Raw genomic sequence first — 17,289 nt, forward strand, 5'->3', positions numbered from 1 at the left:
ATGCCGCGCGACCTGGTCCGTTGGTCCGTGGGGCCCCTGCCGGAGTGCAGCTCTTGTGGGCCAATGGCTCAGTGAAAAGGGAGGCAGTTGAGCCAAACGGACCTGAGGTGCTGTCATAGGGGGGTCGATGGCGCTGCGGATTCCGCGGCGCCTTTTTCGTGCGAACGGCCACTAGGGGGCGGACGAGCAGTGCTGAAGAAGGTGTTCATGGCGCCGGACCCGGGGCGGGTGCGGCTGCGCTTCGCCGCGCGGGCCGTGCTCGGTATCGGGCTTGCCGTCGTGGTGTGCGGGCTCGCGGGGCAGTCGCTGACCGGCATGGTCGCCGGCGGGCTCGCCGCGCTGCTCGCCCTGTTCACCGTCGCCGACGCCACCGTGCGCGGGCAGGCCGTCACCACGGCGCTTCTCCCCGGCGTCGGCGTGCTGGTGCTGGCGGTCGCCGCCGAGCTGCACGCCTATCCGGTCGCGCGTGACCTGACGTTCCTCGCGGTCGTCGGTGCGGGGGTGTACGCGCGCCGGTGGGGGCCGCGCGGGCACAGCCTCGGTGTGTTCGCCTTCATGATGTTCTTCGTCGGACAGTTCCTGCACGTCACCCCGGTGCAACTGCCCGAGCTGTACGCCGCCGTCCTGCTGTCCGTGCTCAGCGCTGCCGCGGTGCGCTTCGGGGTCTGGTGCTACGAGCGTCGGCTCCCGGTGCCTGCGGTGCCCGTCCCTCCGGGCGGCACCGGGCTGGCCCGCGTGACCACCCGGCAGGCCGCGCAGGCGGTCGCGGGTGCCGGGTTCGCGCTGGTCCTTGGGCAGGTGCTGTCCGGGCAGCGCTGGTACTGGGCCGTCGGGGCGACCTGGTGGGTCTTCGTCAACACCGCCTCGCGCGGGGAGACGCTGGTACGGGGGTTCCGGCGCGTTCTCGGGACGGTGCTGGGGATCGGGCTGGGGCTGCTGGTGGTGTTGCCGGTGGATGGGGCTGTTGTGCCGTCCGTGGTGCTGGTCGCGGTCGCGGTGTTCGGGATCTTCTACTCGGCTGCCGTTTCCTACACCTGGATGATGCTCTGGGTGACGCTGCTGGCCGAGGTGCTCTACGGGCTGCTCGGTGTGCTCACGCCGGCGTTGCTCGCGCTGCGGGTGGCCGAGACGGCGGTCGGGGCGGTGGGGGCGATGCTGGCCGTGCTTGTTGTGCTGCCGGTGACTACGCATGTCACCACCGATGCGTGGATTCAGCGGGCCTTGCGGTGTGTGCACGTGTGTACCGCCGAGGCCGCGGCGCGGCTTGCGGGGTCCGCTACGGCTGATCCCGCGCCGCGGGTGGCTGAGCTGGAGCAGTTGCTCGGGCGGGTGCGGATGTCCGTCGCACCGTTGGTGCATCCGTTGAATCCCTTGGTGGGGCGTAAGGGGAGGGCGCGGCGGGTGCTGGTTCTTTTGGACGAGTGTGCGCGGGAGGTTCGGGGGTTGGTGGCTGTCGCGGGTGACCCTGAGGCGTCCCATGACGCTCGGCTGGCGGCTGCCTGCTGGCGGGTGGAGGCGGCTGTGGAGGCGCTCACCGAGGGTGGCTCCGAGCCTTTGCACCGGCCCGGTGAGGCGCCGGTGGAGCCGGCGCTGGTCCATCTGCATGGACTTGAGCACGCCTTGGCCGATCTGGCGGAGCCTCTTCGGGAGGCGGCGGGGGCGTCTCGGCTGGTGGGGGCTTGAGGGTGCGGGTGCCTGTGCCGGGCGTGCGGGTGCCGGGGCGTTGTGGCTGGTCGCGCAGGTTCCCGCGCCCCTAGTGCTCCGACCGGGATGGTTCGCCGGGTTGGTGGGAGCAGGCGGAGGCTTCCATGCCGGTTGGCCAGCGGCACCCGGTGTGGTGTTCAGCTCGATCCCTTATCGTGCCGCGGACCGCGGAACCTGTCCGCGGTGATGCCCGGCAAGGAGCCACGAACTTGAGCAGCACGCCCTCACCCGTATCCGGGTTGCCGGACGAGCTTCACCGGCGCCTGGGGGTGCCGGACGCGGTGATGGTCGGGCTGGGGTCGATGATCGGCGCCGGAATCTTCGCCTCCCTGGCCCCGGCCGCCCAAGCAGCCGGCTCCGGCCTGCTCCTCGGCCTCGCCCTCGCCGCCGCCGTCGCCTACTGCAACGCCACCTCCTCCGCCCGGCTCGCCGCCCTCTACCCGGTCTCCGGCGGCACCTACGTCTACGGCCGTGAGCGTCTCGGCGAGTTCTGGGGCTACCTGGCCGGCTGGGGATTCGTCGTCGGGAAGACCGCCTCCTGCGCGGCCATGGCCCTGACCGTGGGCACCTACCTGTGGCCTGGGCAGGCGCACGCGGTCGCCGTCGCCGCAGTCGTCGCCCTGACGGCGGTCAACTACACCGGCGTTCAGAAGTCCGCGCTGCTCACCCGCGTCATCGTGGCGATCGTCCTAGCGGTGCTGGCCGTCGTCGTGGTCGCCTCTCTCGCCTCCAGTGCCGTGGACACGGCCCGCCTGGACATCGGCTCCGACGCGACGGCCGACGGCGTACTGCAGGCAGCGGGCCTGCTGTTCTTCGCCTTCGCCGGCTACGCCCGCATCGCGACTCTCGGCGAAGAAGTCCGCGACCCGGCCCGCACCATCCCGCGTGCCATCCCGATCGCGCTCGCCGTCACCCTCATCGCCTACACCACCGTCGCCGTTGGCGTCCTGCTGGTCCTCGGCCCTGACGGCCTCGCCACGGCCGGGGCCCCGCTGGCGGACGCCGCGCGAGCGGCCGGCGCCGACTGGCTCGTCCCCGTCGTACGCATCGGCGCGGCCGTCGCCGCCCTCGGCTCCCTGCTCGCCCTCATCCTCGGCGTTTCCCGCACCACCCTCGCCATGGCCCGCGACCACCACCTGCCCCACGCTCTCGCCGCCGTGCACCCGAAGTTCAAAGTCCCCCACCGGGCGGAACTGCTTGTCGGCGCCATTGTCGCCGCAGCGGCCGCGACCGGGGACGTGCGCGGAGCGATCGGATTCTCCTCGTTCGGGGTGCTGGCCTACTACGCCATCGCCAACGCCTCCGCGTGGACCCTGACTCGCATGGAAGGCCGCCCGGCCCCGATCATTCCCGTACTCGGCCTCGCCGGCTGCCTGGCATTGGCGTTCGCCCTCCCGCTGCCCTCCGTGATCAGCGGCACCGCCGTACTCGTCGTCGGCGCCGCCGCCTACGGAATCCGCCGCGCGACCACCCGCCAGCCGTAGCTACGTCCCTCCACCACGTGGGGGCTGCCCCAACACCAGCGTCTCCCCGTACGGGAATCCACGAATCCGCGCACTTCTGACCGTGCGCTGTCCAAGGTCCGCAACGGTGAGCGCTGCCACAGCGGAGTCGAGCGCCGCATGGTCGCCCTCGGCGCCCCTCCTCGCGCCGGGTAGTGAGAAGGGCCCGCTCCGGATTGCCGGGCGGGCCCTTCTCACGTGCTTGGGGCTGGGCCTTGTCAGAAGGCCGGGGCGCCCTGGGGCTGCTGGGCGATGCCCAGGGAGGCCGTGTACTTGGCGAGGGCCAGCTTGCCGATGGCCGGGTAGGCGCCGAGGGCCTCGGAGGTGGCGCAGTCGACCTCGGCGGCCGCGGCCGTCAGGAGCGCGGTGTCGATCTCCGGGCCGATCAGGTACGGCGCGAGCGCGAGCTGCTGCGACCCCGAGGCGCGGAGCTGCTCGGCGATGGAGGCGATGGAGCCCTCCTGGTCGAGCGCGGCGGCCATCACCGGCACGGCGAGGCGCGCGGCGAGCAGCATGCCGGTGATGCCGGCGGCCTGCACGGCCTCCTCGCCCCCCACGGACGCCAGGATGATGCCGTCGGCCGCGGTCGCCACCGTGAAGAGGCGGGCGCGGTCGGCACGGGCGAGGCCCGCCTCCGACAGCCGCACGTGCAGCCCCTCCGCGAGCAGCGGGTGCGGGCCGAGGACGTCGGTCAGCTCGGCGGCGACCCGGCTGTCCATCACGGCCTGGCGGGTCTGCCGCAGCAGGGCGTTGTCGGGACCGGCCAGCAGCGGTACGACCACGGCCACCGGGCCGTCCGGCGCCTTGGCGTCGGAACCGGCGGCGACGGCCTGCTCGTGGCGGGCCGTGCGCTCCTCGGCGGCGCGCGCCAGGATGGCGCTCAGGGTCGGGAATTCGTCGTCGTCCCCGTCCAGGTAACCGATCCGCGCGTCGAGGCCGGGCAGCTCGGAGCGGGCGATGCTCACGACCTCCTCGGCGAGGCTGCGCGTGGCGGCGCTGGGCGCACCGGGCACCGCGAGGACGAACGCGGGCGCGCCCTCGGGAGCCACCAGCGGCTCCGGACGGCGGTGCCGTCCGGGCTGGCGGGGTCGCGGCATTCGTACTGGCAGGCCGGACTCGGGTCCAGTGGGGGAGCTCATGGCGCCGCATGTTACTGGTTTCCCGAGCGCCCCTGTTCGGGGAGGGTGCAGGTGAGCGGTATCCGTCCGGTTTTGTCGGATGAGTTGCGTACATGGGGCGGCTGATCCCGTCCCGTATTGGGTAGTTGGGGGCTCGGTGGGATGGATTCCCCCTTATGTCGCGCTCTTCCGTGCGGCGGTTACACACAGCAGGCGCGGGTCCTCGGGCCAGACGGCGTCTCCCGCCGCGATCGCGGCTGCGAGCCGGGCTGAGCCGTGCAGTGGATCGCCCTGGGGTGCGGTCTGTCTGGCGTGAGGTACCTGTTGCGCCAACTCCTCTGACAGGAAGGGGAGAAGAGGCTCTCCCAACTTCAAGAGCCCACCTGTGCACGCCACTTCGGGCTCGCCGGACTTCGGGCACACGGCGGCCACGGACTCGGCCATGTGCCGGGCGGCCGCGCGCAGGATGCCGGTGGCGACGGGGTCGTGCGGGGCGCAGGCGGCGACCTCGGGGGCGAAGGAGGCGAGTACGGCGGCGCGGTCGGGGCGAGGGTAGACCAGGGCCGGCAGCTCCGGGGGCGGCCCGAACCGCTCCCGCGCCCGCTCCAGCAGCGGTACGGAGCCGCCCGCGCGGCCGTCGTACGCCCGCAGCGCCGCCTCCAGGCCGGCTCGCCCGATCCAGGCACCGCCGCCGCAGTCGCCCAGCAGGTGGCCCCAGCCGTCCGCGCGGCGCCAGGCGGTCAGGTCCGTACCGATGGCGATCAGGCCGGTGCCGGCCGCGAGCACGGCTCCCGGACGTGGTCCGAGGGCGCCGATGTACGCGGTGACCGCGTCGGCGGCCAGGGCCACGGTCCGTACGCCCAGGGCCGCGGTCAGCGCGTCCGGCAGCTCGGTGCGGAGGGCGTCGCCCAGGGTGGCGAAGCCGGCGGCGCCGATCACGGCCATGGTCAGCTCCTCCACCCCGGCCTCCGCCGCGAGGGTGCGGGCCAACGGCAGTAGCAGTTCCAGCAGGTGGGCCGGGTCGATGCCGCGTTCCCCGGTTCGTACCGGTCGACCGGACTTGCCCTCCACGGGTGGCGGTCCGCCGTACGCACCCACGGCCACGCGCAGGCCGGAACCCCCGGAATCGACCGCGAGGAAGCCGGAGTTGGGCGGGTGAGCCGCGCTGCCCTCTGGGAACAATGGGATTCCCCTTTTCTCTCCGGAGCGCCTACGACGGAGGCAGGGTAGCGGGGAACGGGAAGTGCGCGGGGGGCGGTCCACAGCCGTTCGGGTGATGTCAGTGGTGGCCAGTAGAGTGACTTGACGTGGCACGACGACCGTTGAACGAACTTGTAGAGGCCGGCTGGGCGAAGGCCCTGGACCCGGTGGCCGACCGCATCACGGCCATGGGGGACTTCCTGCGTGCCGAGGTGGCGGCGGGACGGACCTATCTGCCGTCCGGGGCGAATGTCCTGCGGGCCTTCCAGCAGCCCTTCGACGACGTGCGGGTCCTGATCGTAGGTCAGGACCCGTATCCGACGCCGGGCATGGCGATCGGGCTGAGCTTCGCGGTGGCGCCCGAGGTGCGGTCGCTGCCGGGCAGCCTGGAGAACATATACCGGGAGCTGAACACCGACCTGGGCCTGCCCCGGCCCTCCAACGGCGACCTGACCCCGTGGACCTCCCAGGGCGTCCTGCTGCTCAACAGGGCCCTCACCACCGCGCCCCGCAAGCCCGGCGCGCATCGCGGCAAGGGCTGGGAAGAGGTCACCGAGCAGGCCATCCGCGCCCTCGCCGCCCGCGGCAAGCCGCTGGTCTCCGTTCTCTGGGGCCGCGACGCCCGCAACCTCCGCCCCCTCCTCGGCGACTACCCGGCCATCGAGTCCGCCCACCCCTCACCCATGTCGGCCGACCGCGGCTTCTTCGGCTCCCGCCCCTTCAGCCGAGCCAACGAACTGCTGACCGACCAGGGCGCGGAGCCGGTGGACTGGCGCCTGCCGTAGGGGGGCGGATCGGCGCCGCGAGAAGGGCCCGGCGCACCCGCGCCGGGCCGCGACCTCTGTGAGTGCCGCCCCCCGCCCGCATCCGCTGCTCGCCGGGCGTGTCAACGATGGCCGCCTCGGCCTCCCCCTGCCCGCAGCGAACGCGCTCCTCAGCCCACCACCGCCGCCCGCACACACAGCACATCCGGCAGATGTGACGCCAACTGCTGCCACGTGTCCCCGTCGTCCGCGGAGGCGAACACCTCCCCGTTCCGGTTGCCGAAGTACACGCCCGCCGGGGTCGCGTCGTCGGTGCACAGGGCGTCGCGGAGCACCGTGCCGTAGTGGTCGTCCTGGGGGAGGCCCCGCGAGAGGGGCTCCCAGCTTTTGCCGGCGTCCGGGGTGCGGAAGACGCGGCAGCGGTGGTCGGCGGGGACGCGGTCGGTGTCGGCGTTGATGGGGAAGACGTAAGCCGTGCCGCCTCGGTGCGGGTGTGCGGCGATGGCGAAGCCGAAGGTCGAGGGGAGGCCCTCGCCGACGTCGGTCCAGTGGGCGCCCGCGTCGTCGCTGCGGTAGACGCCCCAGTGGTTCTGGAGATACAGGCGGTCGGGGTCGTCCGCGTCCCGGGCGACCTTGTGCACGCACTGGCCGAACTCCGGGTCCGGGTCGGGCAGAAACACGGCGGACACGCCGGAGTTCGACGGGGCCCAGCTCTCGCCGCCGTCGGTCGTGCGGAAGACTCCGGCCGTGGAGACCGCCACCGTCACCGCGCGCGGATCGCGGGCGTCGGTCAGTACCGTGTGCAGCCCCTCCCCGCCACCGCCCGGCACCCACCGCGAGCGGGTCGGATGCTCCCACAGCGGGCGCACCAGCGCGAAGCTCTCGCCCCGGTCCTCGGAGCGGTACAGCGCGGCCGGTTCCGTACCCGCGTACACCACGTCCGGCTCGGCGGCGGCCGGGTGCAGTTGCCAGACGCGCTCCAGCGAGGCGCCCGTGTCCTTGGGGAACCTGACGGCGGGTTGAGCCGGCTCGGACCAGGTGCGGCCCAGGTCGTCGGAGTGGAACACGGACGGGCCCCAGTGCGAGCTGTCGCCGCTGGCCAGTAGCCGGGGCGCGTCACCGCGTGTGTCGATGGCGACCGCGTAGACCGCCTGGGCGTTGAAGCGGGGGCCGTCGTCGAACTCCCAGGTGCCTCCGCGCCGTCGGCCGATGAACAGGCCCTTGCGGGTTCCCACGGCGAGCAGTACCTCGGTCATGACGACCACCTCCGGGACTTCGTTGTCCACTGTGCCGCATCGGTGTCGGACGCGGCGTCTTCCGATTCCGCCCAGTCTGCACCCCACCACTGACAGTGACCCTGAGCAACGGGCGGCGGGCGCACGTATCGGAAGGCGGTCCGGTCTTTCGGTGCGCTCGGGAGGAGGCTGGCCTTGAAGGCGTTCCGTGGTCCGCGTCGGTGGCTCTGGCGGTGGCGGAGGAGTCCGCTGCGGCGTCGTGCCGACGTGGTGGAGGGGTGGGTACTGGTGGGCACCTGGCTGCTGACCCTGCTGGCCGGGGCGGTGGCGGGGCTTGTGACCGCGCGGGCGGTCGAGCACAGCCTCGCCCAGGAGCGGGCCGCCACGCGTCCGATGGTCGCCTACGTCGTCGCGCACGCCCCCGGCCGTTCCGGCGCCCGTAGCTCCAGCGGCGAACAGGTCTGGGCGGAGGTCCGCTGGACCGCCGCCGACGGCTCGCCCCGCACCGGCCGGGTCCGGGTCACGGCGGGCGCGGCCACCGGCGCACCGGTCGCCATCTGGACCGACGAGCACGGCCGCCTCGCCAACCGTCCCGCCACCCCCACCGAGGCCGCCGTGCGCGCCGCCTTCATCGGCACACTGGCCGGCGCCGCAGCAGCAGCCGTCCCCTTCGCCGCAAGCCGCCTCCTCCTCGCCCGCCTGGAACGCCACCGCCTGTCCCTCTGGGACGCGGAGTGGTCCCGCCTGGGCCCCCAGTGGGGCCGCATGACGGGCTGACGCCCCCCGGGGCGCCGGGCAGCGCCCGGCCCAGCGGACAACGGCTGCCCCAGGCAGGCGTGCCCAACCCGCTCGCGCGGCGCTCGCCCCGGTGAACCGCGCCCTCTTACCGGCAGCCCCCTCAGACCGGCAGCCCCCTCAGACCGGCAGGGCCCTCAGACCGGCAGGGCCCTCAGACCGGCAGGGCCCGATCCACGATCGTCGCCAGATCCGTCCCCGAAGGCAGCGTCCCGAAGGAGTGCCCCCAGTCGCCCCCCAGCCGCGTCGCGCAAAACGCATCCGCCACCGCCGAGGGCGCATGGCGGACCAAGAGCGACGCCTGGAGGGCCAAGGCCATCCGTTCCACCACCCGCCGCGCGCTCACCTGGTCCGCCTCCGCCAGCTCCCGCTTCAGCGAGGTCACCGTCGCGTCCAGCCGGGCATCCGCCCCGCGCGCGAGGGCCAGTTCCCCGAAGAACGACTCCGCGCTCTCCGGCTCCCGGCCCAACGCCCGCAGGACGTCGAGGGCGTTGACGTTGCCCGAGCCCTCCCAGATCGACAGCAGCGGGGCCTCGCGGTAGTGGCGGGGCATGCCGGAGTCCTCGACGTAGCCGTTGCCGCCGAGGCACTCCAGGGCCTCCGCGGTGAAGGCCGGGCCGCGTTTGGTGACCCAGTACTTGCCCACGGCGGTGGCGATCCGGCGGAACGCGCGCTCGCCCTCGTCGCCGCGCACCGCCCGGTCCGCCGCGCCCGCGAGCCGGAGGGTCAGTGTCGTCGCCGCCTCCGACTCCAGCGCGAGGTCGGCGAGGACGTTCCGCATCAGGGGCTGGTCGAGCAGCCGGGCGCCGAAGGCGCTGCGGTGCCGGGCGTGGTGGCCGGCCTCGACCAGCGTCTTGCGCATCAGGGTCGCCGAGGACATCACGCAGTCCAGCCGGGTGCAGTTGACCATCTCGATGATGGTTTTCACCCCTCGCCCCTCCGGCCCGACCAGCCACGCCACCGTACGGTCGAACTCCGGCTCGGAGGACGCGTTGGAGCGGTTGCCGAGCTTGTCCTTGAGGCGCTGGATGCGGAAGGTGTTGCGGGTGCCGTCCGGCAGCACCCGTGGCACCAGGAAGCAGGAGAGCCCGCCCGGAGCCTGCGCCAGCACCAGGAACACGTCGCACATCGGCGCCGAGGTGAACCACTTGTGCCCGCGCAGCGTGTACACGCCGGGCTCGTCCGTGGGCGTGGCCACGGTGGTGTTGGTGCGGACGTCGGAGCCGCCCTGCTTCTCGGTCATGCCCATCCCGGCGAGCAGGCCCCGCTTCTCGGTGGGCACGCGCAACCCGGGGTCGTACTCCCGGCTGGTGAGCAGGGGTTCGTACACCTTGGCCAGGTCCGGCTGGGCGCGCAGGGCGGGGACGGCGGCGTACGTCATCGAGGTCGGGCAGCCGTGTCCCGCCTCGGTGTGCCCCCAGACCAGGCCGCCCGCCGTACGGGCCACGTGCGCGCCGGGGCGGTCCTCCGCCCACGGGGTGCCCGCCAGGCCCTCGGCGACGGCGGTGCGCATCAGGTGGTGCCAGCTCGGGTGGAACTCGACCTCGTCGACGCGATTGCCGTACCGGTCGTGCGTACGCAGCTCCGGCTCGTGCCGGTTGGCCAGCTCGCCCCACTCCTGCGCCTCGGCACCGCCCGCGCGCAGCCCCAGCAGCCGGACACCGTCCTCGGCCCACCCGGCGCCCTCCCGGCGCAGCCCCTCCAGCAGGGCGGCGTCGGCGGACGCGTCATAGGGAGCCAGCGGCGGGGGCTGGTTGGTGACGTCGTGGGTGGCGAACGGCGGCGACTGCTCGGGCATCGGGACCATACGACCATGTTGCACTCTCCATACGGTTGTAGCAATGACGCAACACAGATCGGCGCACGTACAGTACGTCCCCATGCGCATCAACCCGTCGGCCGATCCGGTGACCAGGCCGTTGTCCGCGCGGTCGGTCGTGCTGAGCCTGCTGCTCGGCGCGCACCCGCCCCGGCTGCCGGTACGGGAGCTGGTGCGGCTGGTCGAGCCGTTCGGCGTGGGCGGCTCCACGCTGCGGGCCGCGCTCAGCCGGATGGTGGCCGCGGGCGACCTGCGCCGCACCGACGCCGTGTACGGGCTCAGTGACCGCCTGCTGGCCCGGCAGCGCCGCCAGGACGAGGCCGTCGCGCCGCGCACGCGCGCGTGGGACGGCGACTGGGAGATGGTCGTGATCACGGCGACCGGACGCGGGCCGGCCGAGCGCGCCGACCTGCGTGCCCGGCTGGCCGCGCTGCGCCTGGCCGAACTCCGCGAGGGCGTCTGGCTGCGCCCCGCCAACCTCGCCCGGCCGCTGCCCGCAGAGCTGACCGGGGTGGCCCTGACGTACGCCGCCCGCCCCGACGAGCCCGCCGCCGAACTCGTGGCCCGGCTGTGGCCCCTGGACACCTGGGCGGTCGAGGCGCGCGCCCTCCTGGGCCGGGCCACCGGCGCCCGCCACCCGGCCGACCGCCTCACCGCCTACGCGGCCGTCGTGCGCCATCTGCTCACCGACCCGGTCCTCCCCGCCCCCCTGCTCCCCGCCGACTGGCCGGGCGACGCGCTCCGGGCGGCCTACGCCGGATACCAGCGGGAGCTGGCCACGTCCTAGGGGGTGTCTCGCCGAGTGGCGCGGGCCCGGTGCTTGGCGTCTCCTGGGAGTGGAGGGGGTGACCAGCGTGCGCGTGCTTCCGGGCACCGGGTGGGGCACGGCAGGCGATCTCGCCCGAGGAGAGTCATGGCTGAGCACACGTCGTCGTCGGTCCTCACCGCGCCCCTGCGCGGCGCCGCCTCCGTCCTGAGCAAGGTGCCCGGCGCGTCGATGGTCTCCAAGGCGGCCCAGGACACGCTGGACGTGATCGGCGTGGTCTCGCCCCGGGGGCGGCGCCTCGCGGTGTACACCGGGGCGGGCGTACTCGGCGTCGCCGGGGTCGTTGAGTGGCCCGTGGCGCTGACCGGAGCCGCCATCGCCTGGCTGACCCAGCCCCGTCCGCCGCTCGTGACCCCGGTGGCCGAGACCACGGACGTCCTGATCGAGGAGCCTGCCCCCGCGAGCGAGGCCGAGGTGGGCGAGGCGGCCCTGCGGACCGGGCACCATGACGCCCCCGGCCCGGTGAAGGCCACGGACACCGAGCCCGCGCATCCGGAGCCCGCGCACCCGGAGTCGCACAAGAAGCACGGCAAGAAGTCCGGCAAGCAGCCCAAGGGCGCCACCGGCCAACTCGGGCCCACCGCCCGCCCCGAACGCACCAGCCTCTGACGGCCCCGAATGGTCCTCAACCTCCTCACCGCCCCCTCCGCCGCCACCCGCCTGCCCCGGCTCCTCGCGGAGGCCGCCGCCCCCCTGATCGGTGCGGCGGCGGGTGCCGCCGTGGGCACCGCGCGGGCGGGCGTACGCGGCGCGGACGCGGCTGTACGCGTGACGCGGGTCGCCCGCACCGCGCTGCCCGGCGGCCCCGCCCACTGGCGCTCAGGCGCCCGCGTCCACCTTCCGCTGCGCACCGCCGAACCCGGCCAGGTCCGGGGCGAGGGCGGCCGCGCCCACCTGGCCCGCCGGATCGCGGCGGCCCTCGCCGACCGGCCGGACGTCCTCCTCGCCTACTGGGACGACGGCCTCGCCCGCCTGGTCGTGACCATGACCGAGGACGCCGTCAGCGACCGGGTCGTGGACCGCGCCGCCGAACTCGCCGTACGCGACGGACTGCTCGTGGCGGGCGGCGACCCCGAGGAGTACGACCACCCCGCCGACCCGGCCGGCGTACGCGCCGCCGCCACCACCCTCGGCGTCGACCTGATCGGCATCGCCGCCGCCCTCACCGGCTACATGCTGCGGCTGCCCCCCACGCCCCGCGCGGCCACCGCCTGCGTCACCCTGCTGCGGGAGAACCCCCGCGTCCGCGCCCTGCTGCGCCGCCGGATCGGCGCCGCCCGCATGGACCTCTTGCTGGCCGGTGCCAACGCGCTCGTGCACGCCGCCGGGCAGACCCCCACCTCGCTCGTCCTCGACGGCACCCTGCGCTCCCTCCAGCTCGCCGAGACCGTGGCCCGCGCCGCCGCCTTCGACTCCCTGCACGACGAGCTGTGCGGCCCCGAGCGCCTCAGCGTCGCCCCCACCGGCTCCCCGCGCCCACCGCTGCGCGAGTCCCCGGCCCAGGTGTATGCCGCCCACGCCTCGGCGGGCAGCGTGCTCGGCGCGATGGTCGCGCTGCTGGTCAAGCGGGACCTGAGCTCGTCCGCCGAGGCCGCCCTCTCCGGCTCGCCCAAGGCCGCCCGGTACGCCCCCGCCGCCTTCCACGCCGTACTCGGCACCGCTCTCGCCCGCGCCGACGTGCTGGTCCGCGACCCGGAACGGCTCAGACAACTGGAGATGGCCGGCACCCTCCTGCTGCACCCGAGCGCGCTACGCACCGACGAGGGGCTCCCCGACCCGTGGACCGAGGCCGTGCTCGACGCGGCCCGCCGCGCCCGGCTGCGCGTCGTCCTGGTCGACGACCCGGCGCTGGAGGACTTCACCGGGCTCGCGGACCAAGTGGTGGACGCCAGAAGGCCATTGGACGACGTCGTCCACGCCCTGCGCGGTGAACTGGACGCCGAGGACGAGGCGGAGGGCGGCGAGGAACGCGTCGTCATCACGGTCGCCCGGCCGCGCGCCCTGGAGGAGACCGACGTACTGGCCGGGCTCGACGCCGCCGACATCGCCGTCGCGCTCACCGACCTGGAGGGCGCCGTCATCTGGGGCGCCGACATCCTCGCCCCGCACGGCCTGCCCGACGTGTGGCGGCTGCTCACCGCGATCCCGGCCGCCCGCGCCGTCGGCAGCCGGGGCCAGATCCTGGCCCGCTCCGGCGCCGCGCTCTCCGGACTGCTGGTGGCCATCGGCGAGGCCCGGCGCGGCCGGGGGCGCCGCTCGGTCCTGCCCGGACTGCGGCACGCCCCCGTCGACACCGGCGCGCTCACCGCCCTGGTGTACGGCGTCTGGGCCGCCCTCAGGGTGGCCGCCGCCCGCGCCCCGCACCCGCGCGCCCGCGTGCGCTGGCACGAACTGGACCCCGACGAGGCGGTGGAACGCCTGGACCGCGAGGCACCCGCCGAGCCGGGCGTGCTGGAGCGGGCCGCCGCCGAGGCCCGCAAGAGGGCCGGCCGGATCGCCCGCGTCCCCGCCCTCGCCCCGGCCCGCTTCACCTGGCAGCTCGGCCAGGCCGTACGGGGGGAGCTGGACGACCCGCTCACCCCGGTGCTGGCCGTCGGCTCCGCCGCCTCCGCGATCCTCGGCTCGGTCGTGGACGCCCTGCTCGTCGTCGGCGCCCTCGACCTGAACGCACTGGTCGGCGGGGTCCAGCGGCTGCGCGCCGAGCGGGCGTTGTCCGGGCTGCACACCGAGCAGCAGCGCAAGGCGCGGGTCGCGCCCCCGCCGGAGGAGGCGCCCGCGGGCGGCACCCGCACGGTGGACGCCGGACAACTGCTGCCGGGCGACGTGATCGAGCTGAAGGGCGACGACGTGGTCCCCGCCGACGCCCGTCTGCTGTGGCAGGACGGCCTGGAGGTGGACGAGTCCGCGCTGACCGGCGAGTCCCTGCCGGTGCACAAGCACGTCGGGGCCACCCCGCACGCGGCCGTCGCCGACCGGCGCTGCATGGTCTTCGAGGGCACCACCGTCGTGGCGGGCACCGCGCACGCCGTCGTCGTCGACACCGGCGAGCGTACCGAGGCAGCCCGCGCCGTCCACCTCGCCGCCCGTACGCCCCCGGCGGCGGGGGTACAGGCCCGGCTCCAGGAACTCACCCGTAAGACACTGCCGTTGACCCTGGCAGGCGGCGCCGCCGTGACCGGGCTGGCCCTGCTGCGCGGCACGCCGGTGCGTGAGGCGGTCAGCGGTGGCGTGGCCGTCGCGGTCGCCGCCGTGCCCGAGGGGCTGCCGCTGGTCGCCACCGTCGCCCAGCTCGCCGCCGCCCGCAGGCTGAGCCGCGACGGCGTCCTGGTCCGCACCCCGCGCACTCTGGAGGCGCTGGGCCGCGTCGACACCTTCTGCTTCGACAAGACCGGCACCCTCACCGAGAACCGGCTCCGGGTCGTCCGGGTCTCCGACGCCGAGGGCACCGAGTGGGCGGCCGGTGACGCGGGCGAGGCGGGCCCCGCCGCGACCCTGCGCCGCGCCGCCCGGGCCTGCCCGCGCGTCAACGGCGCCTCCGGGCGCCCGGTGCACGCCACCGACGAGGCCGTCATCGACGCCGCCGCCCCCGACCCCGGCTGGACCCAGCTCGGCGGTCTCTCCTTCGAGGCCGCACGGGGATACGCCGCCGCCGTGGGCCGCGAGGGCGACGGCCCCCGGACCCTGGTCGTCAAGGGCGCCCCCGAGACCGTCCTGCCCGGCTGCGTCGACCTCTCCGACCGCGCCCACGACTCCGCGCACTCCCTCGCGGGTGCGGGCCTGCGCGTCCTCGCGGTGGCCATGCGCCGGCTCGACGAGGGTGAGACGGAGTCCGACGCCCTCCAAGGCCTGCTGCACGGACTGGAGTTCACCGGCCTGCTCGCGCTGTCCGACGTACCCCGCGAGACCTCGAAGGCGCTGGTACGCGGCCTCTACGAGGAGGGTGTACGGCCGGTCATGCTCACCGGCGACCACCCGCAGACCGCCCGTGCGATCGCCCGGGAACTCGGCTGGCCCGAGGACACCGAGGTCGTCACCGGTGACGAACTGGCCGCCGCCGACCGGCGCGCCCGCGCCCGGATGCTGCGGGACGCCGGGGTCGTCGCCCGCGTCGCGCCCGAACAGAAACTCCAGGTCGTGGAGGCGTTGCGGGACGCGGGCCGGGTGGTCGGCATGGTCGGCGACGGCGCCAACGACGCCGCCGCGATCCGCGCCGCCGACATCGGCGTCGGCATCAGCGCGCGGGGCTCGGCCGCCGCGCGCAACGCCGCCGACATCGTCCTCACCGACGACGACCTGACCGTTCTCATCGACGCCATCGGCGAAGGGCGTTCACTGTGGCACAGCGTCGCGGACGCCATCGCCATCCTCATCGGCGGCAACGCGGGCGAGGTCGGCTTCGGCATCCTCGGCACCCTGGTCTCCGGCACCGCCCCGCTGTCCACCCGGCAGATGCTGCTGGTCAACCTCTTCACCGACCTGTTCCCGGCCATGGCGGTGGCCGTGACGCCCAAGGACGGCGACGACACCGAGGTCCGCAGCCGGACCGCGGCTCCACAGGACGTGACCGGCGGAGTCCTCGGCGCGCCGCTGATCCGGCAGATCCGGCACCGCGCCCTGACCACCGCACTGGGCGCCCTCACGGCCTGGCTCATCGGCCGCTTCACCCCCGGCACCGCCCGCCGCTCCAGCACCATGGCCCTGTGCGGCGTCGTCGGCACCCAGCTCGTGCAGACCCTCCTCGACCGCCGCGGCAGCACCCTGGTCCGCGTCACCGCCCTAGGCTCCGCCGCGGTCCTGGTGGCCGTCATCCAGACACCCGCCGTCAGTCACCTGGTCGGCTGCACCCCGCTCGGCCCGGTGGCCTGGGCGGGCGTCGCCGTGGCCATCGCCGCCGCCCTGGCGGCCCAGCGGACGTTGCCCCGGCTGGAGGAGATCGTCGCGGGACTGGTGCCGACGGAGGAACCGGCCTAGACGCTCTCCTCGACCAGCACGGGCCCCTCCTCGGCCTTCCGGCCGGGCAGGTGGTTGAACAGCAGGTTGAGCACGATCGCCGTGAGGCACCCCGCGCTGATGCCGCTGTTCATCACCGTCTGGAACCAGTGCGGGAACTTCGCGTACACCGTCGGCACGCCCACCGGCAGCATGCCGACGGCGACCGAGACGGCGACGACGGTGAGGTTGTGGTTGTCCCGGAAGTCCACGCGGGCCAGGGTGCGCAGGCCGCTCGCCGCGACCGTGCCGAACATGACCAGGCCCGCCCCGCCGAGCACCGGCGCCGGGACGGCGGCCACGACGGCGCCCAGCTTGGGCAGCAGGCCGAGAAGGACGAGAAGGGCGCCCGCGGTGGCGACCACCCAGCGGCTGCGGACCCGTGTCATGCCGACCAGGCCCACGTTCTGCGCGTACGCGGTGTACGGGAAGGTGTTGAAGACCCCGCCCAGCACGGTCGAGAGACCGTCCGCGCGCAGGCCGTCCGCCAGGGAGCGCGGCTCGACCTCGCGGCCGGTCAGCTCGCCCACAGCGATGAGGTCGCCGGTGGTCTCCGTCATCGTCACCAGCGCCACCACCAGCATGGACACGATCGCGGACGCCCGGAACTCGGGCGCCCCGAAGTGGAACGGGGTGCTGATCCCCACCCAGTCCGCGTCCGCGACCCCGCCGAAGTCCGTGAAGCCGAACGGCACCGCGACGGCCAGACCCACCACGATGCCGGTCAGCACGGCCACCCGGGCCAGGAAGGGCGGGGCGAAGCGCTGCACACCCAGCACCACCAGCAGGACGAACGCGGCCAGCGCCAGATTCCGGGGCGCCCCGAAGTCCTGCGCGCCCGCTCCGCCGGCCGCCCAGTTGCCCGCGACCGGCAGCAGGGAGACCCCGATGATCAGGATGACCGTGCCGGTGACCAGCGGTGGGAAGAACCGCAGCAGCCGGCCGAAGACCGGCGCCAGCAGCACGATCGCCAGGCCCGCGACGATCACCGAACCGTAGATCGCGGGCAGCCCGCCGCCCGTCGTACCGATCAGCACCATCGGCGAGACGGCCGCGAAGGTGCACCCCTGCATGATCGGCAGCCGTACCCCGAACCACCAGAAGCCGACGCACTGGATCAGCGTCGCCACCCCGCACACCAGCAGGTCGGCGGTGATCAGATACGCCAGGTCGGCGGGGGAGAGCCGCATGGCGCCGCCCACGATCAGCGGGACCGCCACGGCGCCCGCGTACATGGCCAGCACATGCTGGAGCCCGAAGGCCGCGAGCTGCCGTACCGGGGGTATCTCGTCGACGGGGTGCACTTCGGCGGTCGTGGCCATGGGGCCTCCTGAGCG

Annotated in this window: 12 protein-coding genes; 7 read left to right on the forward strand and 5 right to left on the reverse strand. The window is 74.4% G+C overall.

Features of this window, described 5'->3' with window-relative positions; genetic code table 11:
• Positions 1-189 precede the first annotated feature (189 nt).
• Positions 190-1,683 (forward strand): FUSC family protein, encoded by a 1,494-nt coding sequence (locus tag OG448_RS27585; protein WP_405557746.1) that lies wholly within the window; start codon positions 190-192, stop codon positions 1,681-1,683.
• 230 nt (positions 1,684-1,913) lie between these two features.
• Positions 1,914-3,188 carry an APC family permease gene (locus OG448_RS27590; RefSeq protein WP_405557748.1) on the forward strand — a complete coding sequence of 425 codons (1,275 nt, stop codon included), beginning with the start codon at positions 1,914-1,916 and terminating at the stop codon, positions 3,186-3,188.
• Positions 3,189-3,424: 236 nt separating this feature from the next.
• Here OG448_RS27590 and OG448_RS27595 read toward each other — a convergent pair whose 3' ends face one another.
• Both OG448_RS27595 and OG448_RS27600 read right to left on the reverse strand, forming a co-directional pair.
• Positions 3,425-4,345 carry a sirohydrochlorin chelatase gene (locus OG448_RS27595; protein ID WP_405557750.1) on the reverse strand — a complete coding sequence of 307 codons (921 nt, stop codon included), beginning with the start codon at positions 4,343-4,345 and terminating at the stop codon, positions 3,425-3,427.
• 153 nt (positions 4,346-4,498) lie between these two features.
• On the reverse strand, positions 4,499-5,506 hold the full coding sequence (locus tag OG448_RS27600) for an N-acetylglucosamine kinase (RefSeq protein ID WP_405557752.1): 1,008 nt from the start codon (positions 5,504-5,506) through the stop codon (positions 4,499-4,501).
• 125 nt (positions 5,507-5,631) lie between these two features.
• On the opposite strand from OG448_RS27600, the gene OG448_RS27605 reads away from it, so the two are divergent.
• The gene (locus OG448_RS27605; RefSeq protein ID WP_405557754.1) at positions 5,632-6,309 is read left to right on the forward strand and encodes a uracil-DNA glycosylase; all 678 of its coding nucleotides are present in this window, start codon (positions 5,632-5,634) and stop codon (positions 6,307-6,309) included.
• 149 nt (positions 6,310-6,458) lie between these two features.
• Here OG448_RS27605 and OG448_RS27610 read toward each other — a convergent pair whose 3' ends face one another.
• Positions 6,459-7,634 carry a WD40/YVTN/BNR-like repeat-containing protein gene (locus tag OG448_RS27610; RefSeq protein ID WP_405557756.1) on the reverse strand — a complete coding sequence of 392 codons (1,176 nt, stop codon included), beginning with the start codon at positions 7,632-7,634 and terminating at the stop codon, positions 6,459-6,461.
• Between the two features lie 84 nt (positions 7,635-7,718).
• Between OG448_RS27610 and OG448_RS27615 the strand changes: the two genes are divergently transcribed.
• Positions 7,719-8,300: a hypothetical protein gene (locus OG448_RS27615; protein ID WP_405557758.1), complete on the forward strand. Its 582-nt coding sequence runs from the start codon at positions 7,719-7,721 to the stop codon at positions 8,298-8,300.
• 172 nt (positions 8,301-8,472) lie between these two features.
• On the opposite strand, the gene OG448_RS27620 is transcribed toward OG448_RS27615, so the two are convergent.
• On the reverse strand, positions 8,473-10,125 hold the full coding sequence (locus OG448_RS27620; RefSeq protein WP_405557760.1) for a DNA alkylation response protein: 1,653 nt from the start codon (positions 10,123-10,125) through the stop codon (positions 8,473-8,475).
• 73 nt (positions 10,126-10,198) lie between these two features.
• Here OG448_RS27620 and OG448_RS27625 point away from each other — a divergent pair, with 73 nt between their 5' ends.
• The 3 genes from OG448_RS27625 (at position 10,199) to OG448_RS27635 (ending at position 15,934) form a co-directional block, all read left to right on the forward strand.
• On the forward strand, positions 10,199-10,924 hold the full coding sequence (locus tag OG448_RS27625; RefSeq protein ID WP_405557762.1) for a PaaX family transcriptional regulator C-terminal domain-containing protein: 726 nt from the start codon (positions 10,199-10,201) through the stop codon (positions 10,922-10,924).
• 126 nt (positions 10,925-11,050) lie between these two features.
• Entirely contained in the window at positions 11,051-11,572 is a 522-nt protein-coding gene (locus OG448_RS27630) for a hypothetical protein (protein ID WP_405557764.1), read from the forward strand.
• 9 nt (positions 11,573-11,581) lie between these two features.
• Positions 11,582-15,934 carry an HAD-IC family P-type ATPase gene (locus OG448_RS27635; RefSeq protein WP_405557766.1) on the forward strand — a complete coding sequence of 1,451 codons (4,353 nt, stop codon included), beginning with the start codon at positions 11,582-11,584 and terminating at the stop codon, positions 15,932-15,934.
• On the opposite strand, the gene OG448_RS27640 is transcribed toward OG448_RS27635, so the two are convergent.
• On the reverse strand, positions 15,931-17,274 hold the full coding sequence (locus tag OG448_RS27640; protein WP_405557768.1) for a nucleobase:cation symporter-2 family protein: 1,344 nt from the start codon (positions 17,272-17,274) through the stop codon (positions 15,931-15,933). The genes OG448_RS27635 and OG448_RS27640 overlap by 4 nt on opposite strands.
• Positions 17,275-17,289 lie beyond the last annotated feature (15 nt).

It is taken from the genome of Streptomyces sp. NBC_01171 (assembly GCF_045039805.1).
In the GTDB taxonomy this organism is placed as follows: domain Bacteria; phylum Actinomycetota; class Actinomycetes; order Streptomycetales; family Streptomycetaceae; genus Streptomyces.

Coding starts and splice junctions, on each gene's coding strand:
- OG448_RS27595 (WP_405557750.1), bottom strand. CDS start 4,345: ATGAGCTCCCCCACTGGACCCGAGTCCGGCCTGCCAGTACGAATGCCG.
- OG448_RS27620 (WP_405557760.1), bottom strand. CDS start 10,125: ATGGTCCCGATGCCCGAGCAGTCGCCGCCGTTCGCCACCCACGACGTC.
- OG448_RS27625 (WP_405557762.1), top strand. CDS start 10,199: ATGCGCATCAACCCGTCGGCCGATCCGGTGACCAGGCCGTTGTCCGCG.
- OG448_RS27630 (WP_405557764.1), top strand. CDS start 11,051: ATGGCTGAGCACACGTCGTCGTCGGTCCTCACCGCGCCCCTGCGCGGC.
- OG448_RS27635 (WP_405557766.1), top strand. CDS start 11,582: ATGGTCCTCAACCTCCTCACCGCCCCCTCCGCCGCCACCCGCCTGCCC.
- OG448_RS27640 (WP_405557768.1), bottom strand. CDS start 17,274: ATGGCCACGACCGCCGAAGTGCACCCCGTCGACGAGATACCCCCGGTA.